This is a genomic window from Streptomyces sp. NPDC028928 (assembly GCF_055564915.1).
The window spans coordinates 1,099,866-1,122,164 of sequence record NZ_JBVHVI010000001.1; the positions used below are offsets into that span (position 1 = coordinate 1,099,866).

General features: G+C 74.8%; 21 protein-coding genes. 14 read left to right on the plus strand and 7 right to left on the minus strand.

Annotated elements, in window-relative coordinates:
* The coding region (locus ACZ4U1_RS04790) for a HEAT repeat domain-containing protein (RefSeq protein ID WP_467900092.1) at positions 1–403 on the minus strand (403 nt) is incomplete at its 3' end.
* A gap of 12 nt (positions 404–415) precedes the next feature.
* The gene (locus ACZ4U1_RS04795) at positions 416–1,087 is read right to left on the minus strand and encodes a helix-turn-helix transcriptional regulator (protein ID WP_467899573.1); all 672 of its coding nucleotides are present in this window, start codon (positions 1,085–1,087) and stop codon (positions 416–418) included.
* Positions 1,088–1,201: 114 nt separating this feature from the next.
* Here ACZ4U1_RS04795 and ACZ4U1_RS04800 point away from each other — a divergent pair, with 114 nt between their 5' ends.
* Positions 1,202–1,648: a cupin domain-containing protein gene (locus ACZ4U1_RS04800; RefSeq protein WP_467899576.1), complete on the plus strand. Its 447-nt coding sequence runs from the start codon at positions 1,202–1,204 to the stop codon at positions 1,646–1,648.
* Between the two features lie 46 nt (positions 1,649–1,694).
* The gene (locus tag ACZ4U1_RS04805) at positions 1,695–2,141 is read left to right on the plus strand and encodes a type II toxin-antitoxin system PemK/MazF family toxin (RefSeq protein ID WP_467899578.1); all 447 of its coding nucleotides are present in this window, start codon (positions 1,695–1,697) and stop codon (positions 2,139–2,141) included.
* 23 nt (positions 2,142–2,164) lie between these two features.
* Here ACZ4U1_RS04805 and ACZ4U1_RS04810 read toward each other — a convergent pair whose 3' ends face one another.
* A complete protein-coding gene (locus ACZ4U1_RS04810; RefSeq protein ID WP_467899580.1) occupies positions 2,165–2,977 on the minus strand; it encodes a TIGR02452 family protein in 813 nt (270 codons plus the stop codon).
* A gap of 272 nt (positions 2,978–3,249) precedes the next feature.
* Here ACZ4U1_RS04810 and egtA point away from each other — a divergent pair, with 272 nt between their 5' ends.
* The 4 genes from egtA to egtD are packed head-to-tail and all read left to right on the plus strand — an operon-like array spanning position 3,250 to position 7,659.
* Positions 3,250–4,593 (plus strand): ergothioneine biosynthesis glutamate--cysteine ligase EgtA, encoded by a 1,344-nt coding sequence (gene egtA, locus ACZ4U1_RS04815; RefSeq protein WP_467899582.1) that lies wholly within the window; start codon positions 3,250–3,252, stop codon positions 4,591–4,593.
* Positions 4,590–5,921, plus strand: coding sequence for an ergothioneine biosynthesis protein EgtB (gene egtB / locus ACZ4U1_RS04820; protein WP_467899584.1), 1,332 nt, complete (start codon positions 4,590–4,592; stop codon positions 5,919–5,921). The genes egtA and egtB overlap by 4 nt, the downstream gene beginning before the upstream one ends.
* On the plus strand, positions 5,921–6,700 hold the full coding sequence (gene egtC, locus ACZ4U1_RS04825; protein ID WP_467899586.1) for an ergothioneine biosynthesis protein EgtC: 780 nt from the start codon (positions 5,921–5,923) through the stop codon (positions 6,698–6,700). Before egtB ends, egtC begins: the two co-directional genes overlap by 1 nt.
* Complete coding sequence (egtD, locus tag ACZ4U1_RS04830; RefSeq protein WP_467899589.1) at positions 6,697–7,659, plus strand: L-histidine N(alpha)-methyltransferase; 963 nt, start codon at positions 6,697–6,699, stop codon at positions 7,657–7,659. Before egtC ends, egtD begins: the two co-directional genes overlap by 4 nt.
* 14 nt (positions 7,660–7,673) lie before the next feature.
* On the opposite strand, the gene ACZ4U1_RS04835 is transcribed toward egtD, so the two are convergent.
* Positions 7,674–8,930: an extracellular solute-binding protein gene (locus tag ACZ4U1_RS04835; protein ID WP_467899591.1), complete on the minus strand. Its 1,257-nt coding sequence runs from the start codon at positions 8,928–8,930 to the stop codon at positions 7,674–7,676.
* A 226-nt stretch (positions 8,931–9,156) separates the two neighbouring features.
* Between ACZ4U1_RS04835 and ACZ4U1_RS04840 the strand changes: the two genes are divergently transcribed.
* A complete protein-coding gene (locus ACZ4U1_RS04840; protein ID WP_467899594.1) occupies positions 9,157–9,372 on the plus strand; it encodes a dodecin in 216 nt (71 codons plus the stop codon).
* Between the two features lie 21 nt (positions 9,373–9,393).
* Here the strand turns inward: ACZ4U1_RS04840 and ACZ4U1_RS04845 are convergent, their stop codons facing one another.
* The gene (locus ACZ4U1_RS04845) at positions 9,394–9,885 is read right to left on the minus strand and encodes a phosphatase domain-containing protein (protein WP_467899596.1); all 492 of its coding nucleotides are present in this window, start codon (positions 9,883–9,885) and stop codon (positions 9,394–9,396) included.
* 159 nt (positions 9,886–10,044) lie between these two features.
* Between ACZ4U1_RS04845 and ACZ4U1_RS04850 the strand changes: the two genes are divergently transcribed.
* The 7 genes from ACZ4U1_RS04850 to ACZ4U1_RS04880 all read left to right on the plus strand — a co-directional run bounded on the left by ACZ4U1_RS04850 (position 10,045) and on the right by ACZ4U1_RS04880 (position 20,627).
* Positions 10,045–11,052 (plus strand): LLM class flavin-dependent oxidoreductase, encoded by a 1,008-nt coding sequence (locus tag ACZ4U1_RS04850; protein ID WP_467899598.1) that lies wholly within the window; start codon positions 10,045–10,047, stop codon positions 11,050–11,052.
* Between the two features lie 75 nt (positions 11,053–11,127).
* Positions 11,128–11,322, plus strand: a complete 195-nt coding sequence (locus ACZ4U1_RS04855; RefSeq protein ID WP_467899601.1) for an antitoxin — start codon at positions 11,128–11,130, stop codon at positions 11,320–11,322.
* A 30-nt stretch (positions 11,323–11,352) separates the two neighbouring features.
* Positions 11,353–13,683 carry an ATP-binding cassette domain-containing protein gene (locus ACZ4U1_RS04860; RefSeq protein ID WP_467899604.1) on the plus strand — a complete coding sequence of 777 codons (2,331 nt, stop codon included), beginning with the start codon at positions 11,353–11,355 and terminating at the stop codon, positions 13,681–13,683.
* A gap of 94 nt (positions 13,684–13,777) precedes the next feature.
* Entirely contained in the window at positions 13,778–14,185 is a 408-nt protein-coding gene (locus ACZ4U1_RS04865) for a CU044_2847 family protein (RefSeq protein ID WP_467899606.1), read from the plus strand.
* Positions 14,186–14,188: 3 nt separating this feature from the next.
* Positions 14,189–16,336, plus strand: coding sequence for a VMAP-C domain-containing protein (locus ACZ4U1_RS04870; RefSeq protein ID WP_467899608.1), 2,148 nt, complete (start codon positions 14,189–14,191; stop codon positions 16,334–16,336).
* Positions 16,333–17,283, plus strand: coding sequence for an AAA family ATPase (locus tag ACZ4U1_RS04875; protein ID WP_467899610.1), 951 nt, complete (start codon positions 16,333–16,335; stop codon positions 17,281–17,283). Before ACZ4U1_RS04870 ends, ACZ4U1_RS04875 begins: the two co-directional genes overlap by 4 nt.
* The gene (locus ACZ4U1_RS04880; protein WP_467899612.1) at positions 17,280–20,627 is read left to right on the plus strand and encodes an SAV_2336 N-terminal domain-related protein; all 3,348 of its coding nucleotides are present in this window, start codon (positions 17,280–17,282) and stop codon (positions 20,625–20,627) included. The genes ACZ4U1_RS04875 and ACZ4U1_RS04880 overlap by 4 nt, the downstream gene beginning before the upstream one ends.
* Here ACZ4U1_RS04880 and ACZ4U1_RS04885 read toward each other — a convergent pair.
* On the minus strand, positions 20,541–21,434 hold the full coding sequence (locus tag ACZ4U1_RS04885) for a lysophospholipid acyltransferase family protein (protein WP_467899615.1): 894 nt from the start codon (positions 21,432–21,434) through the stop codon (positions 20,541–20,543). The two genes, ACZ4U1_RS04880 and ACZ4U1_RS04885, sit on opposite strands and share 87 nt — an antisense overlap.
* Positions 21,434–22,207: a GNAT family N-acetyltransferase gene (locus tag ACZ4U1_RS04890; protein ID WP_467899617.1), complete on the minus strand. Its 774-nt coding sequence runs from the start codon at positions 22,205–22,207 to the stop codon at positions 21,434–21,436. Before ACZ4U1_RS04890 ends, ACZ4U1_RS04885 begins: the two co-directional genes overlap by 1 nt.
* Positions 22,208–22,299: the final 92 nt, after the last annotated feature.

Sequence of the window (22,299 nt, forward strand, 5' to 3'; positions counted from 1 at the left end):
CGGATCTTGGCGAGCATAGCCCCCCCCCCCCCCCCCCCCCCCCCCCCCCCCCCCCCCCCCCCCCCCCCCCCCCCCCCCCCCACGTCTGCACGAGCCGGTCGACCGTCTCCGGGGCCAGGGCCGGGTTCGCGGCGGCGGCGTGGGCGAGTTCCGGGTCGGCGAGGAGTTCCGCGAGCCGGGGGGCCGGGAGGTTCGGGTGGCGGGCCAGGGCCGCCCGGACCTCGGGGTCGGGGTCACGGGTGAGCCGTTCGGCGAGGGCCGGCCCGGTGTCCGGGTCCCGGGCGGCCAGAGCGCGGACGCGGGGGTCGGCGTGCTCGGCGAGCTGGGCGAGCCCGGTGCGCGGGAAGTTCGGCAGGGTGGGGAGGCGGTCGCGTTCCCGGCCGGTGTACTTCGGGGGGATCACTTCGGCGGTGGATCAGTCGCCCGGTGCCCCGGCCAAGTGGGCCACGCAGGAGTCGGGTTCGGCGAACGGTTCCAGCGCGGTGGCCGTCACCGGTGCGCCCAGCCGTGCCAACGCCCCCTGCATCAGGCCCAGGTGAAGGGGACACACCAAGCGGCTGCGCTCCTCGGCGAGTTCGAGGAAGGGGCAGTGCCGCAGCCGGATCCGCTCGGGCGCCCCGCCGGACTCCTCGCCTCCTTCCGGCCGCGGGGCGAAGCCCAGGCCGTCCAGCAGGGCGAGCAGGTGACCGACCGACCGCTCGGGCGTCGGCGGTTCGTCCGGCGGGAGCGGATCCGTCAGGAAACGACCCCAGGCGCGGCCCGTCTCCGTCAGCTCCGCCCGGGCCTCGGCCGGGTCGGCGGCGGCCCACCGGCTGAGCAGCATGCGGGCGAGCAGCCGGTAGTCGCGGAGACCTCCGCGGTCCATGCCGGGCCGCGCGGTGTAGACGGTGCGGGGCCGGCCGCGCCCCGAGGGCGCCTCGGTACGGCGCTCCACCAGGCCGTCGGTCACCAGGGCGTCCAGGTGGAACCGCACGCTGTTGGGGTGGAGCCCCATCCGCTCGGCGGTCTCCGCGACACCGAGCGGCGCGGGCGCGGCGCGCAGCACGTCCAGCACTTCCCGTCGGCGCGGGCTCTCCCGCGTGGTCACGTCCGGCACCCCTCTCTCCCCTGCGCCCATTTTTCACGAATCCTACATGTATTAATTGTAAAGTGGGTGGGCAGTGTGGGGCGGGGGACAGGGAAGAGCCGAGAGGAACACCAGATGACGTCGCCGTCCGCGATGGACACCATGACGGCTGAGCACCGGGCGTCGGACCCGCGGGTCCTGTGCGACATCCGCGCGCTGGCCGAGGCACCGCCGGTGGCGTCCGGCGTGCTGTGGAAGCTGGCGGAGAGCGGACGTCAGCTCGACGCGAACGTGGTCCGGCTGGCACCGGGCGGGCGGATCACGGCGCACACCGAGGCGCAGCTGGACGTGCTGGTCCTGGTCGTCGCCGGGGACGGAACGCTCGGCGACGGCAGCGCGGACGCGGTGGAGCCGCTCGCCGAGGGCGCCCTGGTCTGGCTCCCGCACGGCGCCGCCCGCAGCATCACCGCCGGTCCGGCCGGACTGACGTACGTGACCGTGCACGGCCGGCGTCCGGGCATGCGGATCGGCGCACGCCCCGGCATGGCACCGGTCCGGCACACCGGCGCCGCCCCCGGGTAACGTACGGGCGCCCGACGGGACTTACGCGGACCACTAGGGTGCCCCCGTGAGCACGTTTACCGAAGAGAACGCCCCCGGCCGCCGCGGCCCGCACGCCACCACCGAGGCCGACCCGCGCCAGGTGGGCCGGGTGCGCACCGAGTACTCCCCCGCCCACGACGGCGACCCGGACCCCGGGGAGATCGTGTGGACCTGGGTGCCCTTCGAGGAGAACGACGGCCGGGGCAAGGACCGGCCGGTGCTGGTCGTGGCCCGGGAGGCGGCGGGCACGTTCCTCGCCGTGCAGCTCTCCAGCAAGCGGCACGACCACGACCGTGAGTGGGTGGCGATCGGGAGCGGGCCGTGGGACCGGTCGGGCCGGGACTCGTGGGTGGACGTGGACCGGGTGCTGCGGCTGCACGAGGAGGGCATGCGCCGGGAGGCGTGCGCGCTGGACCGCATGCGCTTCAACCTGGTCCGCAGGAGCCTGCACGAGCGCTACGGCTGGACCTGACCGGCCCGGCCATCGGCCGGACGCTACGCGAAGGCCCGCACGAACGCCTCCCGTACGACGGCACCCGGCGTCCGGTCCAGCACCCCGAACACCACGTGCTCGAAGGAGCGGGCGAACCGCCCGCCGGGGGCCAGCAGCGCCCGGAAGGCGCCCGCGACCTGCGCCGGGTCGTTCTGGAAGACGCCGCATCCCCAGGCGCCGAGGACCAGTCGCCGGTAGCCCTGGGCCGCGGCCGTCTCCAGGACGCGTTCGGCGCGTGCGGCCAGGGCGCCGGGGATGCCGGCGGCCCGCTCCGGTGCCGTACGCCGGATCACGCCCGCGTTGGGGGCGGCGGCCGTCAGGAAGCCGGCGAGGTACGGCTCGGCGAGCAGCCGGCCCCGGTCGTCGCGGAAGACGGGGACCGCCGGGGAGTGGATCACCCGGTCCGTGTAGAACGGGTCGCGGTCGGCGCGGTGGTGGTCGTAGAAGGCACGGGCCGTCAGCAGGCAGGTGTGCAGCGCGGAGGCGCGGCACAGGGCCTCCTCCTGGGCCTGCGCGCCGTTGAGGTAGCCGCCGCCCGGGTTCCGCGCCGAGGCGAAGTTCAGGACGGCGACGGGGGCACCGGCCAGTCGGCGGGCCGCCTCCAGGCTGCTCTCGCCGGTGACCTCGAGGACCGTGTCGCCCACGGGCGGCGCCGCCGGCACCGGCACCGGTGCGGGCCCGAACATCCGGGTGGCCGCCCGCGCGGCCTCGACGGCCTCCGCGACCGACACCTCCCGGCCGTCCGGCGCCCGGTACCGGCCCGCGGCCACGATGCGTTCCGTCTCCACTGCGACCCCGCGCAGGCGCGCGCTCACGGCGCCACCCCCGTGGGCGCCGCGACCGCGGCCCGCGCGGTCTCCCCCGTCGTGCTCATGCACGCATCCTGGGTGATGCTGGTGATGCGGTGCAACGGAGTTTCCCGCGCCCGGAACGGTCCGCGAACGCCCAAGGAAACGGAGGTGACGGATCCGGAACGTCCGGGTTGGCACCCTTGTGCGAATCGGCTCGAGGGTTTTGGGTGGGACGAGTGCTTGCCCGGCCCACACTCCGGGCCGGTGGCATGGTGGAACCTCAGGAGGATCCCGACATGTCCGATACACAGCGCGACGGTGGTGACTGTACGGAGCACCGCACCGCCGTCACCGAGGCCGAGGTGGAGGCCCTGGTCCGGGGCATCTGCTTCAAGACCGGACCGCCCCGCACCCTCGGTGTCGAGCTGGAGTGGCTGGTCCACTCGCTGGAGCTGCCCCAGCTCCCGGTCACACCCGAACGACTCGAAGCGGCCTACGCCACCCTGCGGGCCGTACCCCTCGGTTCGGCGCTCACCGTCGAACCCGGAGGCCAGCTGGAGCTGAGTTCGCCGCCCGCCGCCTCCCTGATGGAGTGCGTCGACACCGTCTCCGCCGACCTGGACACCGTCCGGGCCGTGCTGGCCGAGGACGGTCTCGGCCTCGCGGGCATCGGCCACGACCCCTGGCACACGCCGCGCAGATTCCTGCGCGAGCCCCGCTACGACGCCATGGAGGCCTGCCTGGACCGCACCGGTCCGGCCGGCCGGCACATGATGTGCACCTCGGCCTCCGTCCAGGTCTGTGTGGACGCCGGTCACGAGGAGCCCGGCCCGCTGGGGCACGTCCGGCGCTGGTGGCTGGCGCACCAGCTGGGCGCGGTGCTGGTGGCCGCGTTCGCCAACTCGCCGCTGCTCGGCCGGAGGCCCACGGGCTGGCAGTCCACCCGGCAGCTGATGTGGACGGAGATCGGTGCCGGCCGGGCCGGCGCTCCCCCGCTGAACGGCGAGCCGCGGGCCGCCTGGGCCCGGCATGTGCTGGACTCGCCGGTGATGTGCGTCCGCCGGGACAGCGGGCCCTGGGAGGTGCCCGAGGGGCTCACCTTCCGGGAGTGGACCCGTTCCGGCGGGCCCCGGCCGCCCACCCGGGAGGACCTCGACTACCACCTGACGACCCTGTTCCCGCCGGTCCGGCCGCGCGGCCACCTGGAACTGCGGATGATCGACGCGCAGCCCGGCGAGGACGGCTGGCTCGTGCCGCTCGCGGTGACGGCGGCGCTGTTCGACGACCCGCAGGCCGCCGAGACCGCCTACCGCGCCGTGAAACCGCTGGCGGAACGGGCCCTGAACCTGCCCGCCCCGCACAACCCGCTGTGGGTCGACGCGGCCCGGCGCGGGCTCGCCGACCCGGAGCTGCGCGAGGCCGCCGACCTCTGTTTCGCGGCGGCCCTGGAGGCGCTGCCCCGGCTGGGCGCCACCGCCCGGGTCGCCGACGCCGTGGCGGACTACCAGGACCGCTATGTCGCCCGGGGCCGCTGTCCGGCCGACGACCTGCTGGACCGGCTGCCCGCCACGGACCCGCCCCGTTCACGCCCCGCCGGGGGCACCCCCACCGCCCACCGGAGGAAGGACATCCGTACATGACCGCCCCCGAGACGGAGACCGCCCCGACGGACACCGAAGCGCTGCGGGAGCGCGCGCTGGCCTCCCTCACCACCGCGCGTGACCGCACCACGCTGCTGACCTCCTGCGTCGACGAGCCGGACCTCACCGCCCAGCACTCCCCGCTGATGTCCCCGCTGGTGTGGGACCTGGCGCACATCGGCAACCAGGAGGAGCTGTGGCTGCTGCGGGCGGTCGGCGGCCGGGAGGCGATGCGTCCCGAGATAGACAGCCTGTACGACGCCTTCGAGCATCCGCGCGCCGAGCGGCCCTCGCTGCCGCTGCTGCCGCCCGCCGAGGCCCGCCGGTACGCGGCCGAGGTGCGCGGCCGGGCACTCGATCTGCTGGAGGCGGCGGACTTCCACGGCACCCGGCTGACCGAGGCCGGCTTCGCCTTCGGCATGATCGCCCAGCACGAACAGCAGCACGACGAGACGATGCTGATCACCCATCAGCTCCGCAAGGGGCCGCAGGCCCTGACCGCCCCGGACCCGGAGCCGGTCCCGCTGTTCACCGGACCGGCCGAAGTCCTCGTCCCCGGCGGCCCGTTCACCATGGGCACCTCCAGTGAACCCTGGGCGCTCGACAACGAACGCCCGGCCCACCCGCGCGAGGTGGCGCCGTTCTGGATCGACACGACCCCGGTGACGAACGCGGCGTACCAGGCGTTCATCGAGGACGGCGGCTACGACACCGAGCGCTGGTGGTCCCCGGAGGGCTGGGCGCACATCAGGCAGCACTCCATCACGGGCCCGCTGTTCTGGCGGCGGGACGGCGGCCAGTGGCTGCGGCGCCGGTTCGGGATCACCGAGCCGGTCCCGCCGGACGAGCCGGTGCTGCACGTGTGCTGGTACGAGGCGGACGCCTACGCCCGCTGGGCCGGACGGCGGCTGCCCACCGAGACGGAGTGGGAGAAGGCGGCCCGCTTCGACCCGGCGACCGGCCGCTCGCGGCGTTACCCCTGGGGCGACGCCGACCCGGCGCCCGAACACGCCAACCTGGGCCAGCGCCACCTCAGGCCCGCTCCGGCCGGCAGCTACCCCGCCGGTGCATCGCCGCTCGGGGTACGCCAGTTGATCGGTGACGTGTGGGAGTGGACGGCGAGCGACTTCCTGCCGTACCCGGGCTTTACGGCCTTCCCGTACAAGGAGTACTCGGAGGTGTTCTTCGGCCCGGAGTACAAGGTGCTGCGCGGCGGTTCGTTCGCCGTGGACCCGGTGGCCTGCCGGGGCACGTTCCGCAACTGGGACTACCCGATCCGCCGGCAGATCTTCTCCGGGTTCCGCACCGCCCGCTCGGAGGCGGTCTGATGTGCCGTCACCTCGCCTACCTGGGACCCGAGGAGCCGCTCGGCCGGGTCCTCGTGGAGCCCCCGCACAGTCTGGTCCGCCAGTCCTGGGCGCCCCGCCGGCAGCGGTACGGGACGGTCAACGCCGATGGTTTCGGCGTGGGCTGGTACACCTCCGAGGACCCCGTCCCGGCCCGCTACCGGCGGGCCGGGCCGGTCTGGGCCGACCTGTCCTTCGCCGACCTGGCCCGGGTCGTGCGCTCGGGTGCCGTGCTCGCGGCCGTCCGGGACGCGACCCTCGCGGGGGCGGACGCCGAGGCCGCTGCGGCGCCGTTCGCGGCCGGGCGGTGGCTGTTCAGCCACAACGGTGCGGTCGCGGGCTGGCCGGACTCGGCCGCGCCCCTGGTCTCCGCGCTGCCGCCGGTCGAGCTGCTGTCGCTCCAGGCCCGCACCGACTCGGCGTTCGTATGGGCGCTGGTCCTGCACCGGCTGCGCGGCGGTGACGAACCCGACCAGGCCTTGGGCGAAACGGTTCGCCAAGTGGCCGGGGCCGCCCCCGCATCCCGTCTCAACCTGCTGCTGACCGACGGAACCACGATCGCCGCCACCGCCTGGGGCGACTCGCTCTGGTACCGCACGGAGCCCGGCCGGAGCACCGTCGTCGCCTCGGAGCCGTACGACGACGACCCGCTCTGGCAGGAGGTCCCGGACCGCACCGTGCTCACCGCGAGCCGCGCCGGCGTGCTGCTCGCCCCGCTGGAGGAACCGGCGGCCGCAACCCCGAAGGAGCCCTGCCGTTGAGCCCCCTGCACGTCACCCGCACCCTCCCCGAGGACGCGACGGACGCCGCGCTGCGCGCCGACGTCCTGCACGGCCTCACCGTCACCCCGAAGTGGCTGCCGCCCAAGTGGTTCTACGACGCCCGCGGCAGCGAGCTGTTCGAGCGGATCACCGAACTGCCCGAGTACTACCCCACGCGCGCCGAACGGGAGATCCTCGCCGCCCGGTCCGGTGAGATCGCCGCGGCGAGCGGGGCCCGTACCCTGGTCGAACTGGGCTCGGGCTCCTCGGAGAAGACCCGCTATCTGATCGAGGCGCTCCCCTCGCTCGCCGTCTACGTCCCGGTCGACGTCAGCGAGAGCGCCCTCGTCCAGGCCGGACAGGCCCTGATCGGGGAGCGCCCGGACCTCGACGTCCACGCGCTGATCGCCGACTTCACCGCCCCGCTGACCCTGCCCGCCACGCCGGGGCCCCGGCTGGTGGCGTTCCTCGGCGGCACGATCGGCAACCTGCTGCCCGCCGAACGCGCCGAGTTCCTGGCCTCCGTGCGCACGCTGCTCGCCCCGGGAGACGGGCTGCTGCTCGGCACGGACCTGGTCAAGGACGAGCGGGTGCTGGTCCGTGCATACGACGACGCGGCCGGGGTGACGGCCGCGTTCAACAAGAACGTGCTGGCCGTGGTCGACCGCGAACTGGGCGCCGACTTCGACCCGGACGCCTTCGACCACGTGGCCCTGTGGGACGCCGAGCGGGAGTGGATCGAGATGCGGCTGCGCTCGCGTACCGCACAGACCGTGAAGGTGCCCGCGCTGGATCTCGCCGTGGACTTCGCGGCGGGCGAGGAGCTGCGCACCGAGGTGTCGGCGAAGTTCCGGAAGGAGGGTGTGACCGGGGAACTGGCCGCCGTCGGCCTGGAGTTGACGCACTGGTGGACGGACGCGGAGGGCCGCTTCGCGCTGTCGCTGAGTGTGGCCCGGTGAGTGACTCCGTGCGCTCAGCCCACGTTCGGGGCGAGCGCCTCGGTGATCTTCCGTGAGGCGCGGCGGGCCTCGGTCGCCGGGTCCGCGCCGTTCAGCACCCGGGTCATGTACTCCTTGATCGGGTTGTCGGCCTCCACGTCGGCCCACTGAGGGGTGTGGGGGGTCGCCCGTCCGTGCGCCGCGCCCGCGGCCATGGCGGCGACCCCCTCCTCCCCCGCGACCGCGCCGGCCAGTGTGGTCTTGTTGGGCACGTAGTTCATGGTGCGGGCGAGTTCGGTGTCCCACTTGGCTCCGGTGAGCGCCTCGACGACGGCGGTCGCGGCGAACTGGTCGTCGGTGTTGCGCGGGACGACCAGGTCGGAACCGCCGGTGAAGACGGCTCCGGGCCGCCCGGCGGTCCTGCCGGGCACGGGGAAGAAGCCGAGCTTGCCCTTCAGCTCCGGGTTCTTCCGGACGATGGACTGGGCGAGTCCGGGTACGGCGATGATCTGAGCGACCTTGCCTCCGGCGAACACCCCGGCCTGGGGCGGGTGTTCCTCGTCGGCGTCCGCGGGTCCCTCGCCGAGCGCCTGGAGCCGGCGGTAGAAGTCCATGCCGCGCAGGGCGGCCGGGGTGTCCAGGGTGCCCTGCCAGGCGTAGTCCTTCTCCCGGGCGAGGTCGCCGCCCTCGTCCCAGATGAAGCCGGAGAGCGTGTACCAGTCCTGTCCGGCGAGGTAAATGCCCTGGGTGTCGCCGGAGTTCAGCTTCTCGGTGGCGGTGAGCCATGCGTCGCGGGTCTTTGGCGGGCGGGTGATGCCGGCCTGCTGGAACAGGTCCTTGCGGTAGATGACGACCCGGTTGGCCGCGTACCAGGGGATGCCGTACTGCTTGTTGCCGTCCTTGCCGGGCTGGGCGAGGCCGGGCAGCCACTTCTCCTTGCCCCAGTCCCGCATCGACTCCAGGGTGAGGTCCACGAGCCGGCCGCCGTCCGCGTACAGCGGCACCTGGGTGTTGCCGACCTCGATGACGTCCGGGCCGTCGCCGGAGTCCCCCTCGAGCGCGGTGCGGACCTTCTCGACGATGCCGGTCCAGTGCTGGATGCGGATGTCGAGGCGCAGGTCCTCGTGGGTGCGTTCGAAGTCCTCGGTGAACCGCTGCAGGAACTCCGTGGAGGCGCTGTCCTTCATCAGCCACACGGTGACGGTCTTCCGCTCGTGGTCGCCGGGGAGCATCCCGCAGCCGCCGACGAGGGTTCCGGTGACACAGACGAGGGCGAGCAGACGACGTCTCACGAGGGGTCCTGTTCTGTCTGGCAGTGCTGCTGGGACAGGGAAGGCGGCCCGACGTGGGGGGACGAGCGCGGGGGCTCGTACGGGTGTGCTGGATTTTGGTATGGACCAATGCGGAGGTCAAGGGCTACCGGGGGTTCGGCTGTGACGCGCTACGACCGCGACGCCGTGCGGACGGGGCGCGGATACGGCACGGTGGAGTACGGCGTGACACGAGAGGAGCACCCGCATGTCGAACCACACCTACCGGGTCACCGAGATCGTCGGCACCTCGCACGAGGGCGTCGACCAGGCCATCCGCAACGGCATCGCCCGCGCCGACCAGACGCTGCGCAACCTGGACTGGTTCGAGGTCACCCAGATCCGCGGCCAGATCGAGAACGGCCGGGTCGAGCACTACCAGGTGGGTCTGAAGGTCGGCTTCCGCCTGGAGGACACCGCCTGAGCCGGACCGCGTACGCCCTTCTCAGGTACGCCCCTCGCGCTCCTGCGCCTCCTGGAGCGCCGCCGACTTCGCGGCCCAGCGGGCCCGTACGACGGTGAACCCGGCGCGTTCGGCGTCGTCGCAGACCAGCTCGTCGTCGTCCACGAGCACCCGGATCTCCCGGTCACGGGCGAGCCGGCGCAGGATCTCCAGCTTGGTGAACCGGGCCGGCCTGCGGTCGGCGTTGCTCCGCATGAACACGCGCCCCTCGGGCAGCCCGTGGGCCGCGAGCCAGTCCAGCGTGTCCCGGCGGCACCGCTCGGGACGGCCGGTGAGGTAGAGGACCTCGCACCCGCGGGCGCTCTCCACGGCCAGCGCCACGCCCTCGGCGAGCGGCGGGTCCTGGGGCGCAGCGGCGAAGAACGCGTCCCAGTTCCGCGGCCGGCTCTCCAGGAAGTGCTGGCGGTGGGCGGTGTCGGCCAGCGTGTTGTCGAGGTCGAACACGGCCAGCGGGCGCTTGCTGCTGTCTGTCACACCGGCCACCCTAGCCAGCGCGCCGGCCCCGGCAACCTCCGTGCCGCCGGCGGCGACCGGGGTACGACGGAGCCGGCGGACACCCGGGAGACCTGATGCACAACACCTCGATATGGACCCTCGCGGGAATCCCGCGCCCGCCAGGGCGTTGAACCCTGCGTGAGCAGCTCAGTGATCAGCCGGACCCGGTTCTCCGTCCTCGACCGCTCCCGCACCCGCGAGGGCCACCCGCCCGCCGAGGCGCTGCGGGACACCGTCGCGCTGGCCCGCGAGGCGGAGGCGCTCGGCTACCACCGGTTCTGGGTGTCCGAGCACCACGGGGTGCCGGGCGTGGCCGGCTCCGCGCCGACCGTGCTCGCCCCCGCCGTCGCCGCGGCCACCCGCACCATCCGGGTCGGCACCGGCGGGGTCATGCTGCCCAACCACCGACCCCTGGTCGTCGCCGAGCAGTTCGGGGTGCTGGAGGCGCTGTTCCCGGGGCGCGTCGACATGGGGCTCGGCCGTTCCGTCGGCTTCACGGACGGGGTGCGCAGGGCGCTCGGCCGGGACAAGGGGGACGCCGAGGACTTCGCGGCGCAGCTCGGGGAGCTGCTGGACTGGTTCACCGGCGGCTCCCCGGCCGGGGTGCACGCCCGCCCCGCGGAGGGCCTGACCGTGCCGCCGTTCGTGCTGGCCATGGGCGAGGGCGCGCGGATCGCGGCCCGCGCGGGCCTGCCCATGGTCATCGGTGACCTGCGCAGCCGCGAGAAACTGCTGCGCGGCATCGACCGGTACCGCTCCCTGTTCCGCCCGTCCCGCTGGGCGTCCGAGCCGTACGTGGTGATCTCCGGGACGGTCGCGGTCGCCGGCACCGCGGCCGAGGCGCGCCGGCTGCTGGTCCCCGAGGCCTGGTCGATGGCGTACTCCCGCACGCACGGCACCTTCCCGCCGCTCGCCCCCGCCGAGGCGGTCGAGGCCCGCGCGATGACCGCCAGGGAGCGGGACCTCTACGAGTCCGGTCTCGCCGGGCACATCGCCGGCACCGCGGAGCAGGTCGCCCACGAGCTGGAGACGGTGCTGAAGGAGACGGGCGCCGAGGAGGTCCTCGTCACCACCAGCACCTACGACCGTACGGCCCTGCTGGACTCCTACCGGCGGCTCGCCGGGCTCTTCGCGCCCGGCCGGTGAGCGGCTCGAGATGCGAACCCCGCCCGGGACGGTGACCCTGGGAGGGCAAGCCTGGAAGCGACGAGGAGGGCTGCCATGTCCGTGCTGGACAAGCTCAAGCAGATGATCAAGGGCCATGAGAGCACGGCCGACAAGGGCATCGACAAGGGCGGGGACTACCTCGACCAGCGCACCGGCAACAAGTACCGGTCGCAGGTCGACACCGGCCAGGACAAGCTGAGGGACGAGCTCGGCACCCGGCCGCAGGACCGCGACAACCCTCCGCGGTAGCGGCGCTCGGGGGCGGATAGAGTTCCCCCGATGCACAGCCCCCACGACCCCTACGTCCGTGTCCGCGGCGCCCGTGAGCACAACCTCAAGGGCGTCGACGTGGACATCCCCCGCGATGTACTGGCCGTGTTCACCGGCGTCTCCGGCTCGGGCAAGTCCTCCCTGGCGTTCGGCACGGTCTACGCCGAGGCCCAGCGGCGGTACTTCGAGTCGGTCGCGCCGTACGCGCGCCGTCTGATCCACCAGGTCGGGGCCCCCAAGGTCGGTGAGATCACCGGCCTGCCGCCCGCGGTCTCGCTCCAACAGCGCCGCGCGGCCCCCACCTCGCGTTCCTCGGTGGGCACGGTCACCAACCTCTCCAACTCGCTGCGCATGCTGTTCTCGCGCGCCGGCACCTACCCGTCCGGCGCCGAACGGCTCGATTCGGACGCGTTCTCGCCGAACACGGCCGCCGGCGCCTGCCCCGGATGCCACGGCCTCGGGCGGGTGCACGAGACCACCGAGGAGCTGCTGGTCCCCGATCCCTCGCTGTCCGTCCGCGAGGGCGCCATCGCCGCCTGGCCGGGCGCCTGGCAGGGCAAGAACCTGCGGGACATCCTGGACACGCTCGGGTACGACGTGGACCGGCCCTGGCGCGAACTGCCCGCCGAGCAGCGCGAGTGGATCCTGTTCACCGACGAGCAGCCGGTCGTCACCGTGCACCCGGTCCGGGACGCGGACCGCATCCAACGGCCGTACCAGGGCACCTACATGAGCGCCCGCCGGTACGTGCTGAAGACGTTCTCCGACACCAGGTCGCCCACCCTCAGGGCGAAGGCGGAACGGTTCCTGACCAGCGCGCCCTGCCCGGCCTGCGGGGGCAGCCGGCTGCGGCCCGAGGCGCTCGCGGTGACCTTCGGCGGCCGGACCATCGCCGAGCTGGCCGCGCTGCCGCTGACCGACCTCGCAGGGCTGCTCGACGGCGGATCCGAGACGGCCCGGGTGCTCACGGCCGATCTGAAGTCCCGGATCGCGCCGGTGGTCGAACTGGGCCTCGGCTACCTCAGCCTGGACCGGGCCGCCCCCACCCTCTCGGCGGGCGAGCTGCAACGGCTGCGGCTGGCCACCCAGTTGCGGTCCGGGCTGTTCGGCGTGGTGTACGTGCTGGACGAGCCGTCCGCCGGACTGCACCCGGCGGACACCGAGGCGCTGCTGACCGTGCTGGAGCGGCTCAAGGCGGCCGGGAACTCGGTGTTCGTGGTGGAGCACCACCTGGAGGTGGTGCGTGGCGCGGACTGGGTGGTCGACGTGGGCCCCGGGGCGGGCGAGCACGGCGGGCGAGTGCTGTACAGCGGGCCGCCGGCCGAGCTGGCCTCGGTGGAGGAGTCGGCGACGGCCGTGTTCCTCTTCGACGAGTCCCCCGGTCCGGCCCGCGAGGTCCGCGAGCCGCGCGGCTGGCTGACGGTGGGTCCGGTGACCCGGCACAACCTGCGCGGGGTGACGGCCGGGTTCCCCATCGGCGCGTTCACCGCGGTCACCGGTGTCTCCGGCTCCGGAAAGTCGACGCTCATCGGCGAGTTGACCGAGGATGTGCCGGGTGTCGAGCGGCTGGTCCGGGTCGACCAGAAGCCGATCGGCCGCACCCCGCGGTCCAATCTGGCCACCTACACGGGCCTGTTCGACGTCGTGCGGAAGGTGTTCGCCGGCACGGAGGAGGCGCGGGCGCGCGGGTACGGGGTCGGGCGGTTCTCCTTCAACGTGGCCGGGGGTCGCTGCGAGACCTGCCAGGGCGAGGGGTTCGTCAGCGTGGAGCTGCTGTTCCTGCCCAGCACCTACGCGCCGTGCCCGGACTGCGGCGGCGCCCGCTACAACCCCGAGACGCTCCAGGTGGCGTACCGGGGACGGAGCATCGCCGACGTGCTGGACCTGACCGTGGAGGCCGCCGCGGAGTTCTTCGCGGACACCCCCGCCGCCGCCCGCAGCCTCGGCACCCTGCTCGACGTGGGCCTCGGCTATCTGCGGCTCGGCCAGCCGGCGACCGAGCTGTCCGGTGGGGAGGCGCAGCGGATCAAGCTGGCGAGCGAACTCCAGCGCGGGCGCCGGGGCCACACCGTGTACCTGCTGGACGAGCCGACGACCGGACTGCACCCCGCCGATGTGGAGGTGCTGATGGACCGGCTGCACGGGCTGGTCGACGCCGGGCACACCGTCGTCGTGGTGGAGCACGACATGACGGTGGTGGCGGGCGCCGACTGGGTGATCGACCTGGGCCCGGGCGGCGGCGACCGGGGCGGCAGGATCGTGGCGGCCGGCCCGCCGGACCGGGTGGCCCGCACGGAGGGCAGCGCCACGGCGCCTTATCTGGCGCGGGTCATGCCCTGAGCCCCGGGTGGTCCACCGCGGCCAAGGCATCGATGCGGTAAACGAGTTGTGCAAGTCCGGCGGCTCCCCGGCGCTCCCCGCCGATAATACGAGCGTGTCCACTTCACCCGATCTCGCGCTCGCCGACGGCACTCCCGTCCGGTTCCTGCTCACGCCCGGCCCGGACGCGGAACCCGCTCCGGCGGACGACGACCTGCCGGAGGGCATGGGCCGGGCCGAGCCGGTCGGCGCGGGCGGCCGGGCCGTCGCGAACTTCGCGGCCGAGGCGCTCCGCGGGGCGCTGCGGCCGATCGGCCCGCTGCTGCAGGAGGTCCACGACGCCGCCACCGCGGTGCCCGACCCGCCCACCGAGCTGACCGTGACCTTCGGGGTGCAGGTCGGCCAGGACCTGAAGTTCGGCATCGTCGGCGCGGCCGGGCAGGCGCATCTCACCGTGACCGCCGCCTGGAAGCCCGCCCCGGCAACCGGCGCGGCATCCGGCGCGGCATCCGGCGCGGAGTGACGCGTGGGATGGTTCCGGAACCGGTGGGACAGCTCCGACGACCCGTCCCGGTATGTCGTGTCCGTGCTGCGCACCGAGGACGGCAAGGCCGCCGGCGCCGGTTTCGTCCTCGGCCCCGACACGGTGCTGACCTGCGCGCACGTCGTCAACGCCGCGCTGGGCAGGAAGAAACTGGACCCGCGGGCCCCGGGCGTGGAGGAGGTTCCCGTCGAGGTACCCGAGGCCGATCTGATCGGCAGCCGGCGGTACCCGGCGCGCGTGGCGCACTGGATACCGCCCCGCACCCGGGACGGCGGGGCGGTCCGCGCGGGCAGTACCGACTGGCTCGGTGACCTCGCCGTCCTGCGCGTCGACGCCCCCGCGGGAGGTCTCCCGCCCGGGCCCGGCCAGGCCGCCATGACGGTCGGCCACAAGACGGACGCCTGGCACGGCGGCGGCCATGCCGCCACCATCGCCCGACTCACCGTCACCGCGCTGCACGGCCCCCTCGCCTACCTGGACGGTGCCCCCACCGGCATGGCGGTCGGCCCCGGCTACAGCGGCAGCCCGCTGTGGTGCGGGGAGGAACGGGCCGTGGTCGGGCTGGTCGTCGGGCACTTCATACCGGTGGACGGCGCGGTGAAACCGCTCGCGCTCGGTTTCCAGAGCATGGTGCGGCGCAGCTGGGCCATTCCCTGGCAGGCCGTGGAGGCGGAACTGCGCCCGCTCGGTGTGCTGGACGGCGCCCGGCCCGCGCCGGCCGACCCGGACGACCCGGCCTTCGGGCTGCTGGTGGAGGCGATCGAGGACGCGCTGCCCTCACCCAGCGGGCGGGGCGACTGCGCGCGCCGGCTGGCCCGGCAGTGCGGGGTCGAACCGGGCAGCGATGTGGTCCCGCCGTCCCCGGAGGAGTTCGCCGCGTTCGTGCTGGCCCATCCGCGCGCCCTGGCCGCGCTGACCGGGATCCTGCGCCGGGACGACCCGCGCGCCGCCGACCGGATCCTGGCCGTGGGCGCCCTGTCCCGCACGCCCCGGCTGCTGTCCGCGGCGGAGTACACCGAGCTGCGGGGACTGCTGCGCGCCATCGACCCGGCCGTGCTGGGCCGGTTCCCGGAGGCGGTGCGGGCCGCGTTGCCGCACCTCGCGGCCCGGCCGGGCGGCGACACCGTGGACGCGCTGCTCGACCACCTGGAGGGGCTGAGCGGAGACGGCCGTGCGAGTGGTGACGAGCGCCGGGTGCCGGCCCTGCTGCGGGTGCTGGAGTACGTCGGTGCCCTGTGCCCCGACACCCAGCGGGGGCGGCTGCGGCTGTGGGCGGACGGGGTGGCCCAGCGGCTGGGCATCCAGCGGTCGGCGCTGGGCGAACGCCGTTTCGACGCGCAGGAGTGGGCGCGCGCGGCACGGGCCCGGGCCGGCCGGGTGCGGGTCCTGGTGCAGGTGACCAAGGCCGGACGCGGCCGGCACCGGCTGCGGATCTGGTGCGACGAGGGGACCGGGCCGCGGCAGGTGTCCGCCGAGAGCATGAGGTCGTACACCTCCTCGGAGGCCGCGCGCGAGGTGCTGCGCGCCCTGGACTCGCTCACTCCCCCAGCCGGGGACGAGCGCCCGCCGCTGGTGGAGGTGCTCGTGGACCGCGGCGGTCTCAACCTGCCCGTCGACGAGTGGGCGGCCCGGGACCCGGCCGAGCTGGTGCCGGGCGTGCTCGGGGTGGAGTTCCCGCTGGTCGTGCACTGCCCCGAACTGCTGCGCCGCAACGGGCGTTTCGTCTCCCGGTGGCGCACCCGGTGGAACCGGCTGGACGAGGGCAGGACGCTCGTCGTCTCCGAACCCACGGACCGGGACACGCTCTACTCGCGGCTGGTCAACCAACTCGACACCGTGCGCGTCTCCGTGGACGTACCACCCGGACCGCCCCGGGACCGCATCGTGCAGACCTGCCTGGCACTGGGCATACCTGTGGTGATGTGGGACCGGCGCGAGGAAGGATCCTCGCACAGTGTCCGGCACATGGCGGAGGTCGCCACCCGGGAACTGCCCGACGGCGTCCACCACTACCGGGCCAACGCCCTGACCAACGCACCGGAGTTCCCCGGCCGGCCGGTCCTCGCCTGGGCCGACGCCGACCGCACCGTCCCTCGTCTGCATCTGTCCGAACCCCAGGAGGGCCCATGACATCCGCCGCCGGCGCCGACTGGCGCCTGTTCCGAGGCGACGGCGTGCCCCGGGCCGTGAGCCTCCCCGCCGCCCCGCCCTGGCGGCGCTTCACCCCGGCCCGCAGAACCCGCCCCGAGCTGCCGTACGTCATCGACCCGCGGCACGCCGACATCGTCAACGCGGCCCTGCACCTGCGCCGGCCGCTGCTGGTGACCGGGCCCGCCGGCACCGGCAAGTCGTCCCTCGCCCGCGCCGTCGCGCACGAACTGTGCCTGGGCGAACTGCTGCGCTGGTCGGTCACCAGCCGCTCCACCGTGCCGGACGCGCTGTACGTGTACGACGCCATCGGCCGGCTGCGGGAGACCACGCTGAGCCGGGACCGCGGCGAGGGCGAGCCGGCCATCGGCCAGTTCATCCGGCTCGGCCCGCTCGGCACGGCGCTGGTGGCGTCGGCCGCGCCGCGCTGTCTGCTCGTCGACGAGATGGACAAGGGCGACGTCGACCTGCCCAACGACCTGCTCACCGTGTTCGAGGAGGGTTACTTCGAGATCAAGGAGCTGGTCCGGCTGCCCGAGGGCACGGCTGACGTGGAGGTGCAGACCTCCGACCACCGGGGCACCGTCCGGGTGCACCAGGGGCTCGTGCAGTGCGCCGAGTTCCCCGTGGTGATCATCACCAGCAACGGGGAGCGGGATTTCCCGCCCGCGTTCCTGCGCCGCTGCCTCCGGCTGGAACTGCCGGTGCCGGACGAGGAGCGGCTGCGCGACATCGTCGCCGCCCACCTGGGCGAGGAGGCGCTGCGGGAGGCGGACGACCTGATCGACGCCTTCCTGCGCCGCCGTGCCCTGGGCGAGCTGGCCACCGACCAGCTGCTGAACGCCGTGTTCCTGCGTGCCGGGGGGGTCGACCTGGACGCGGACGGTCTGCTGGACGCCGTACTGCACCAGCTCACCGGGGCGATGTGACCGTGCCGGGCGGGGGCGAGCGGCTGGCGGAGGTGCTGCGGGTGCTGGCGGCCTGCGGGCACGAGCTGGACGCGGACCAGATCCTGGACGTGCTGTGGCTCGCCCGCCGGCTGCCCGCGGACGCCGGTGCGCCGCTGCTGCGCGAGCCGTCGCCGCCGCCCGGCCGCCCGGCGCCGGACCCCTCCCCGGAGCCCGGCCGGACGGAACCGCGGCACCCGTCGCCGGAGCCCGACGACCCGGACCTGCCGGACCTCACCGCCCCCTCCCTGTACGCGGCGGCCCGGCAGGCCCCGGTGCCGGAGGTACGGCTCGCCCCGGCCGCCCCCGAGCCGCGGCGGGCGCTGCCGGTGCGGGTGCCCGAGGACAAGGCGCTCGCCGACGAACTGGAACTGGGCCGGGCGCTCAGGCCGTTGCGCCGCCGCCTGGACAGCCGTCACCGCACGGAGATCGACGAGGAGCGCACCGCCGCGCAGCTCGCCGAGACCAGCCTGCCCGACGTGGTGGAGCGGCCGGTGCGGGAGCGCTGGCTGAATCTGGCGCTGCTCGTGGACGACGGTCTGTCGATGCTGTTGTGGCACCGGCTCGGCGCCGAACTGCGGACGCTGCTGGAGCGGTTGGGTGCCTTCTCCACCACCCGCGTCCTCGGCCTCGACACCCGCGGTGCCCGCGATCCCCGGTTGCGCGCCCGGCCGTTCCGGCCGGAGAGCGGCACGCTGCCGCTGAGCACGGTCAGCGACCCCTCGGGCCGCACCCTCGTCCTCGTCGTCAGCGACGGTATGGGCGCGGCCTGGCGGTCCGGCGCGCTGCACCGGCTGCTGGCGGAGTGGGGCTCCCGCGGCCCGGTCGCGGTGCTGCAGACGCTGCCGCCGGACATGTGGGAGGCGTCCGGTATCGCCGCGGAGCGCTGGCAGGTCACCACGCGGCGGATCGGCGGCGCCAACGCGGCCTGGGAGGTGGGTGATCCGTTGCTGCCGCCGGAGCTGGCCGCGTTCGAGGGGGTGCCGGTGCCCGTCCTGGAGCCGACCCCTCGGTCCCTGCGGGACTGGGCACGGCTGCTGGCCTCCCCCGGCACCACCGCGGAGCTGCCGCTGCTGTCCGGTCCCGACCCGTACGGCAGTGTGACCGCCGCCCGGGACCTGACCAGCGCCCAGCACTTCCGGGACGCGGCGACCCCGGAGGCGTACCGGCTGGCGGCGCATCTGGCGGCGGTCTCCCCGCTGTCGGTACCGGTGATGCGGCTGGTGCAGTCGGCGGTGCCGTGGCCGGCGACGACCTCCCACCTGGCCGAGGTGTTCCTGGGCGGCCTGGTCCGGCCGCATCCGGCGCCGGTGCCCGGCCCGCTGCCCGCCAAGCACCGGGTGTTCGACTTCTCCGAGGAGTCCAAGGCGGTCCTGCTGGACTCGGTTCCCCAGGCGGAACTCCTGCGCACCAGCCGCCGTATCGGCCGCCATCTGGAGGAACTCGCCGGCAACTCGCCGGACTTCCCGGCCTGGCTGGCCCATCCGGACGGCTCTGCCCAGCTGCCCGGCTCGCACCAGCCGTTCACCAGCGTCGAGCGCCGGCTGCTCACCCGGTTCGGGGTGTCCTTCGACCGGGTGCCGGGCCTGCCCCGCTCGGAACCGGACCGGCCCGCCGCGCCCGCCGACGGCTGGGAGCCGCTGACCGACGCCGACCCGGAGCGGCTCGGCGGGTACACCCTGCGCGACCGGCGCCGGGGCCGCCGTACCGTGCTGTACCGGGGAGTGGACGCGCGGGGCACGGACGCGGTGCTGCGCACGCCCCGGCCCGACCTGCCCGCGGCCAACGCCCAGTTGATCGCCGTGGAGGCGGAGGTGCTGGGCCGGCTGCAGGGCCAGTACGCGCCCGCGCTGCGCGGCACCGGGCTGGACGACTCCCCGCCGTGGCTGGCGATGACCCCGATCAGCGACGGGGACACCCCGGACGGGCAGCCGCCCCGGCTGTCGGAGGTGTTCGCCCGCTCCCTCCAGCACGGCACCGCCCCCTTCGACCTGGTGCGGGGGCTGCTGGTGTCGTGGCATCTGGCGAACGCGCTCGCCCTGAGTCACGCCGCCGGTCTGGTGCCCGCCGACTTCGGCATGGACAGCGTGTACGTGCTGCGCCGCACCATCGTCCTCGGCGACCTGTCCGACTACGCCGTGGACGGCCGGTACCTGGGGTCCGGGCCGGCGCCGACCGTCGCGGACAGCATGCGCGCGCTGGGGGCGATGCTCCAGCTCATCAGCAGCAAGGCGGGCGTGGAGGTGCCGAACCTGCCGGAGGGCATGCATCTGTGGCAGGGCGACGGCTGGGAGAAGCTGCGGGGCCTGGTGCTGCGCTGCCTGGACGACGACCCGGACCGCCGCCCCTCCGCCAGCGAGGTCGCGGACGCCCTCGCCAAGTACATCGCGCTGGCCCGGCTGCGGTACGACGACGAGGGCCGCTCGCCGGTCCCGCCGGTGGCCGCCCGGCCGCCCGACCCCGTGCCGCTCGCCCCGCCGGACCCGCCGGAGGCGGCCCCGCCGGCCGAGCGGCTGCTGCCCCAGCCCCGCTTCGGTCCGGCCCGCGCCGAGTTCCGGCAGCGCCTGGACCGGCTGCGCGCCCCGCTGCCGCACAGCAGGCGGGTGACACTGGTCAGCGCCTTCCACTACAGCGGCCGGGCCACCGTGACGGTCGCCCTGGGCTCCCTGCTGGCCGCCGTACGCGCCGAACCGGTCCTCGCCGTGGACGGCGCCGCCACCGAGGGCGCCCTCGGTTTCTTCCTGCCGCCGGGCCGCAACAGTGCCGTCCCCCGGGACCTGGCCGCGCTGCCGCTCGGTCCGGCGTACGAGGACGTCCGGGCCCTCACCACCCGGCTGCCCTCGGGCCTCGAAGTGGTCGCGCACCGGGCGGGGCACTACGGGCCCAACTCCGCGCACGCGCAGGAGTACCTGCGGGTGCTGGCGCACACGGCCCCGTACTACCCGTTCCTGCTGACGGACTGGGCGCCGGTGCGGCTGGACCGGACGGCGGACGTGGTGCTGGACCACACGGACCAGCTGATCGTGTGCTGCGGCACCGCCGACTGGTTCCTCGACGCCGCGGCGCGCACGCTGGACCGGATCCGGGAGTCCGGCCGGCACCGGCTGGCGGACCAGGCGGTCGTCGTGGCCACCCGCACCGACGGCTCGCACCGCCGCGGTCTCCCCGACAACCTGCACTGGAGCCTGGGCGTCCAGCTGGACCAGATCGTGCAGGTGCCGTTCGACACCGCGCTCCAGTCAGCGCACTGGGAGCTGAAGGACCTGCGTCCGGCCACCGTGCAGGCCTGTGTGCGGCTGGCCGAGCTGGTCGTGCGGCCCCTGTAGCGCGCTCGCGACCAGGGCGGCATGGGTCCAGGCCGGCTCCGGGGCGGTCGGCTGGGCCGCGTGGGCGAGGGAGCGGCGGTCGGGGTGGGTGCCCGGGTCGATCACCGGGCGGACCTCCACCTCGGCGACCAGGCCCCGGGCCCGGGCCACCCGCCACAGCGAGGCCGGCAGGGTGTCGTCGCCGACGAAGGCCGCCGCGGTGCCGGGCCCGCCGCCCAGCTGCCGGTAGCGCAGGGCGACCGGCTGGACGGGCACGCCCGCGTCGAGCGCGGCCTGGAACACGGCCCGGCGGAAGCGGCCGTGGGCGCGCCCGCACCAGGTGCTGCCCTCGGGGAAGGCGGTCACGGCGGCGCCCGCGCCGAGGGCGCCGGCGATCTCGGCGACCGTGCCCGGCAGGGCGCGCAGCCGGTCCCGTTCGATGAACAGGGCCCCGCGCGCCGCGAGCGGGCCCGCCACGGGCCACTGCCGGACCTCGGTCTTGGCCAGCATCCGGGCCGGGCGTACGGCGGTGAGCAGCGGGATGTCCAGCCACGAGACGTGGTTCGCGACCAGCAGCAATCCGCCCGTCGGCGGGGCGGCGCCGGTGATGCGGACCCGGACCCCGACGGCCCGCACGATCATCCGGCACCAGCGCCTGACCCAGTCGGCGGGGACCCTCCCGCCGAGCGGGGACAGCGCGACCCCGGCCAGCAGCAGGGCCGCGACCGCGGTGAGCCGCAGCACGGCACGGGGTACGGCCGCGGCGGCCCGGACCGGAGCCACGCAGGCGCCCGGGGTGCAGGGTGCGGTGGGCAGCCAGACGCTCATCAGGCCGGGACGAGGGAGAGGAAGTGCCGCAGGTAGCGCGGGTCGACCCGGCGCATCGACAGCAGGACGTACAGGTCGGCCACCCCGAAGTCGGGGTCGTGCGCGGGCTCCCCGCACACCCAGGCGCCCAGCCGGAGGTAGCCGCGCAGCAGGGCGGGCAGCTCGGTGCGGGCGGGCGGGACCTCGGCGTTCGGGGTCCACGGCAGCAGCGGCCGGACCCGGAACTCCTCGGGCGCCAGGTGCCGCGCCCGCACCCGCTCCCAGGCGCCCGTGGCGAGGGCGCCGCCGTCGGTGAGCGGCACGGAGCAGCAGCCCGCCAGCCACTCGTGGCCCCGGTCGGTCATGTAGCGGGCTATCCCGGCCCAGATCAGGCCGATGACGGCGCCGTCGCGGTGGTCGGGGTGGACGCAGGAGCGGCCGACCTCGACCAGGCCGGGCCGGATCGCGTCGAGCGCGGCGAGGTCGAACTCGCCCTCGGAGTAGAGCCGGCCGGCGACCGCGGCCCGCTCCGGGGGCAGCAGCCGGTAGGTGCCGACGACCTGCCCGGTCACCTCCTCGCGGACGAGGAGGTGGTCGCAGTAGGCGTCGAAGGCGTCGACGTCGTGCCCCGGCTCGGCGGTGGCCGGCAGGGCCCCCATCTCCCCGGCGAAGACGTCGTGCCGCAGCCGCTGCGCGGCACGCACGTCGGCCTCGTCGCGGGCGAGGGTGACGGTGTAGCGGGTGGGTGCCGCGGGGTGCGGGGGACGGTCGAGGGTGGTGGACACGCCGGTCATGGCTCTCTCCTGGGCACGGGCCGGGTGGGCGACGGGGGCGGCGGGCCTGGTGCGTACGGCCCGCCGCTCCTGTTCTTCCGAGGCCGGTTGGC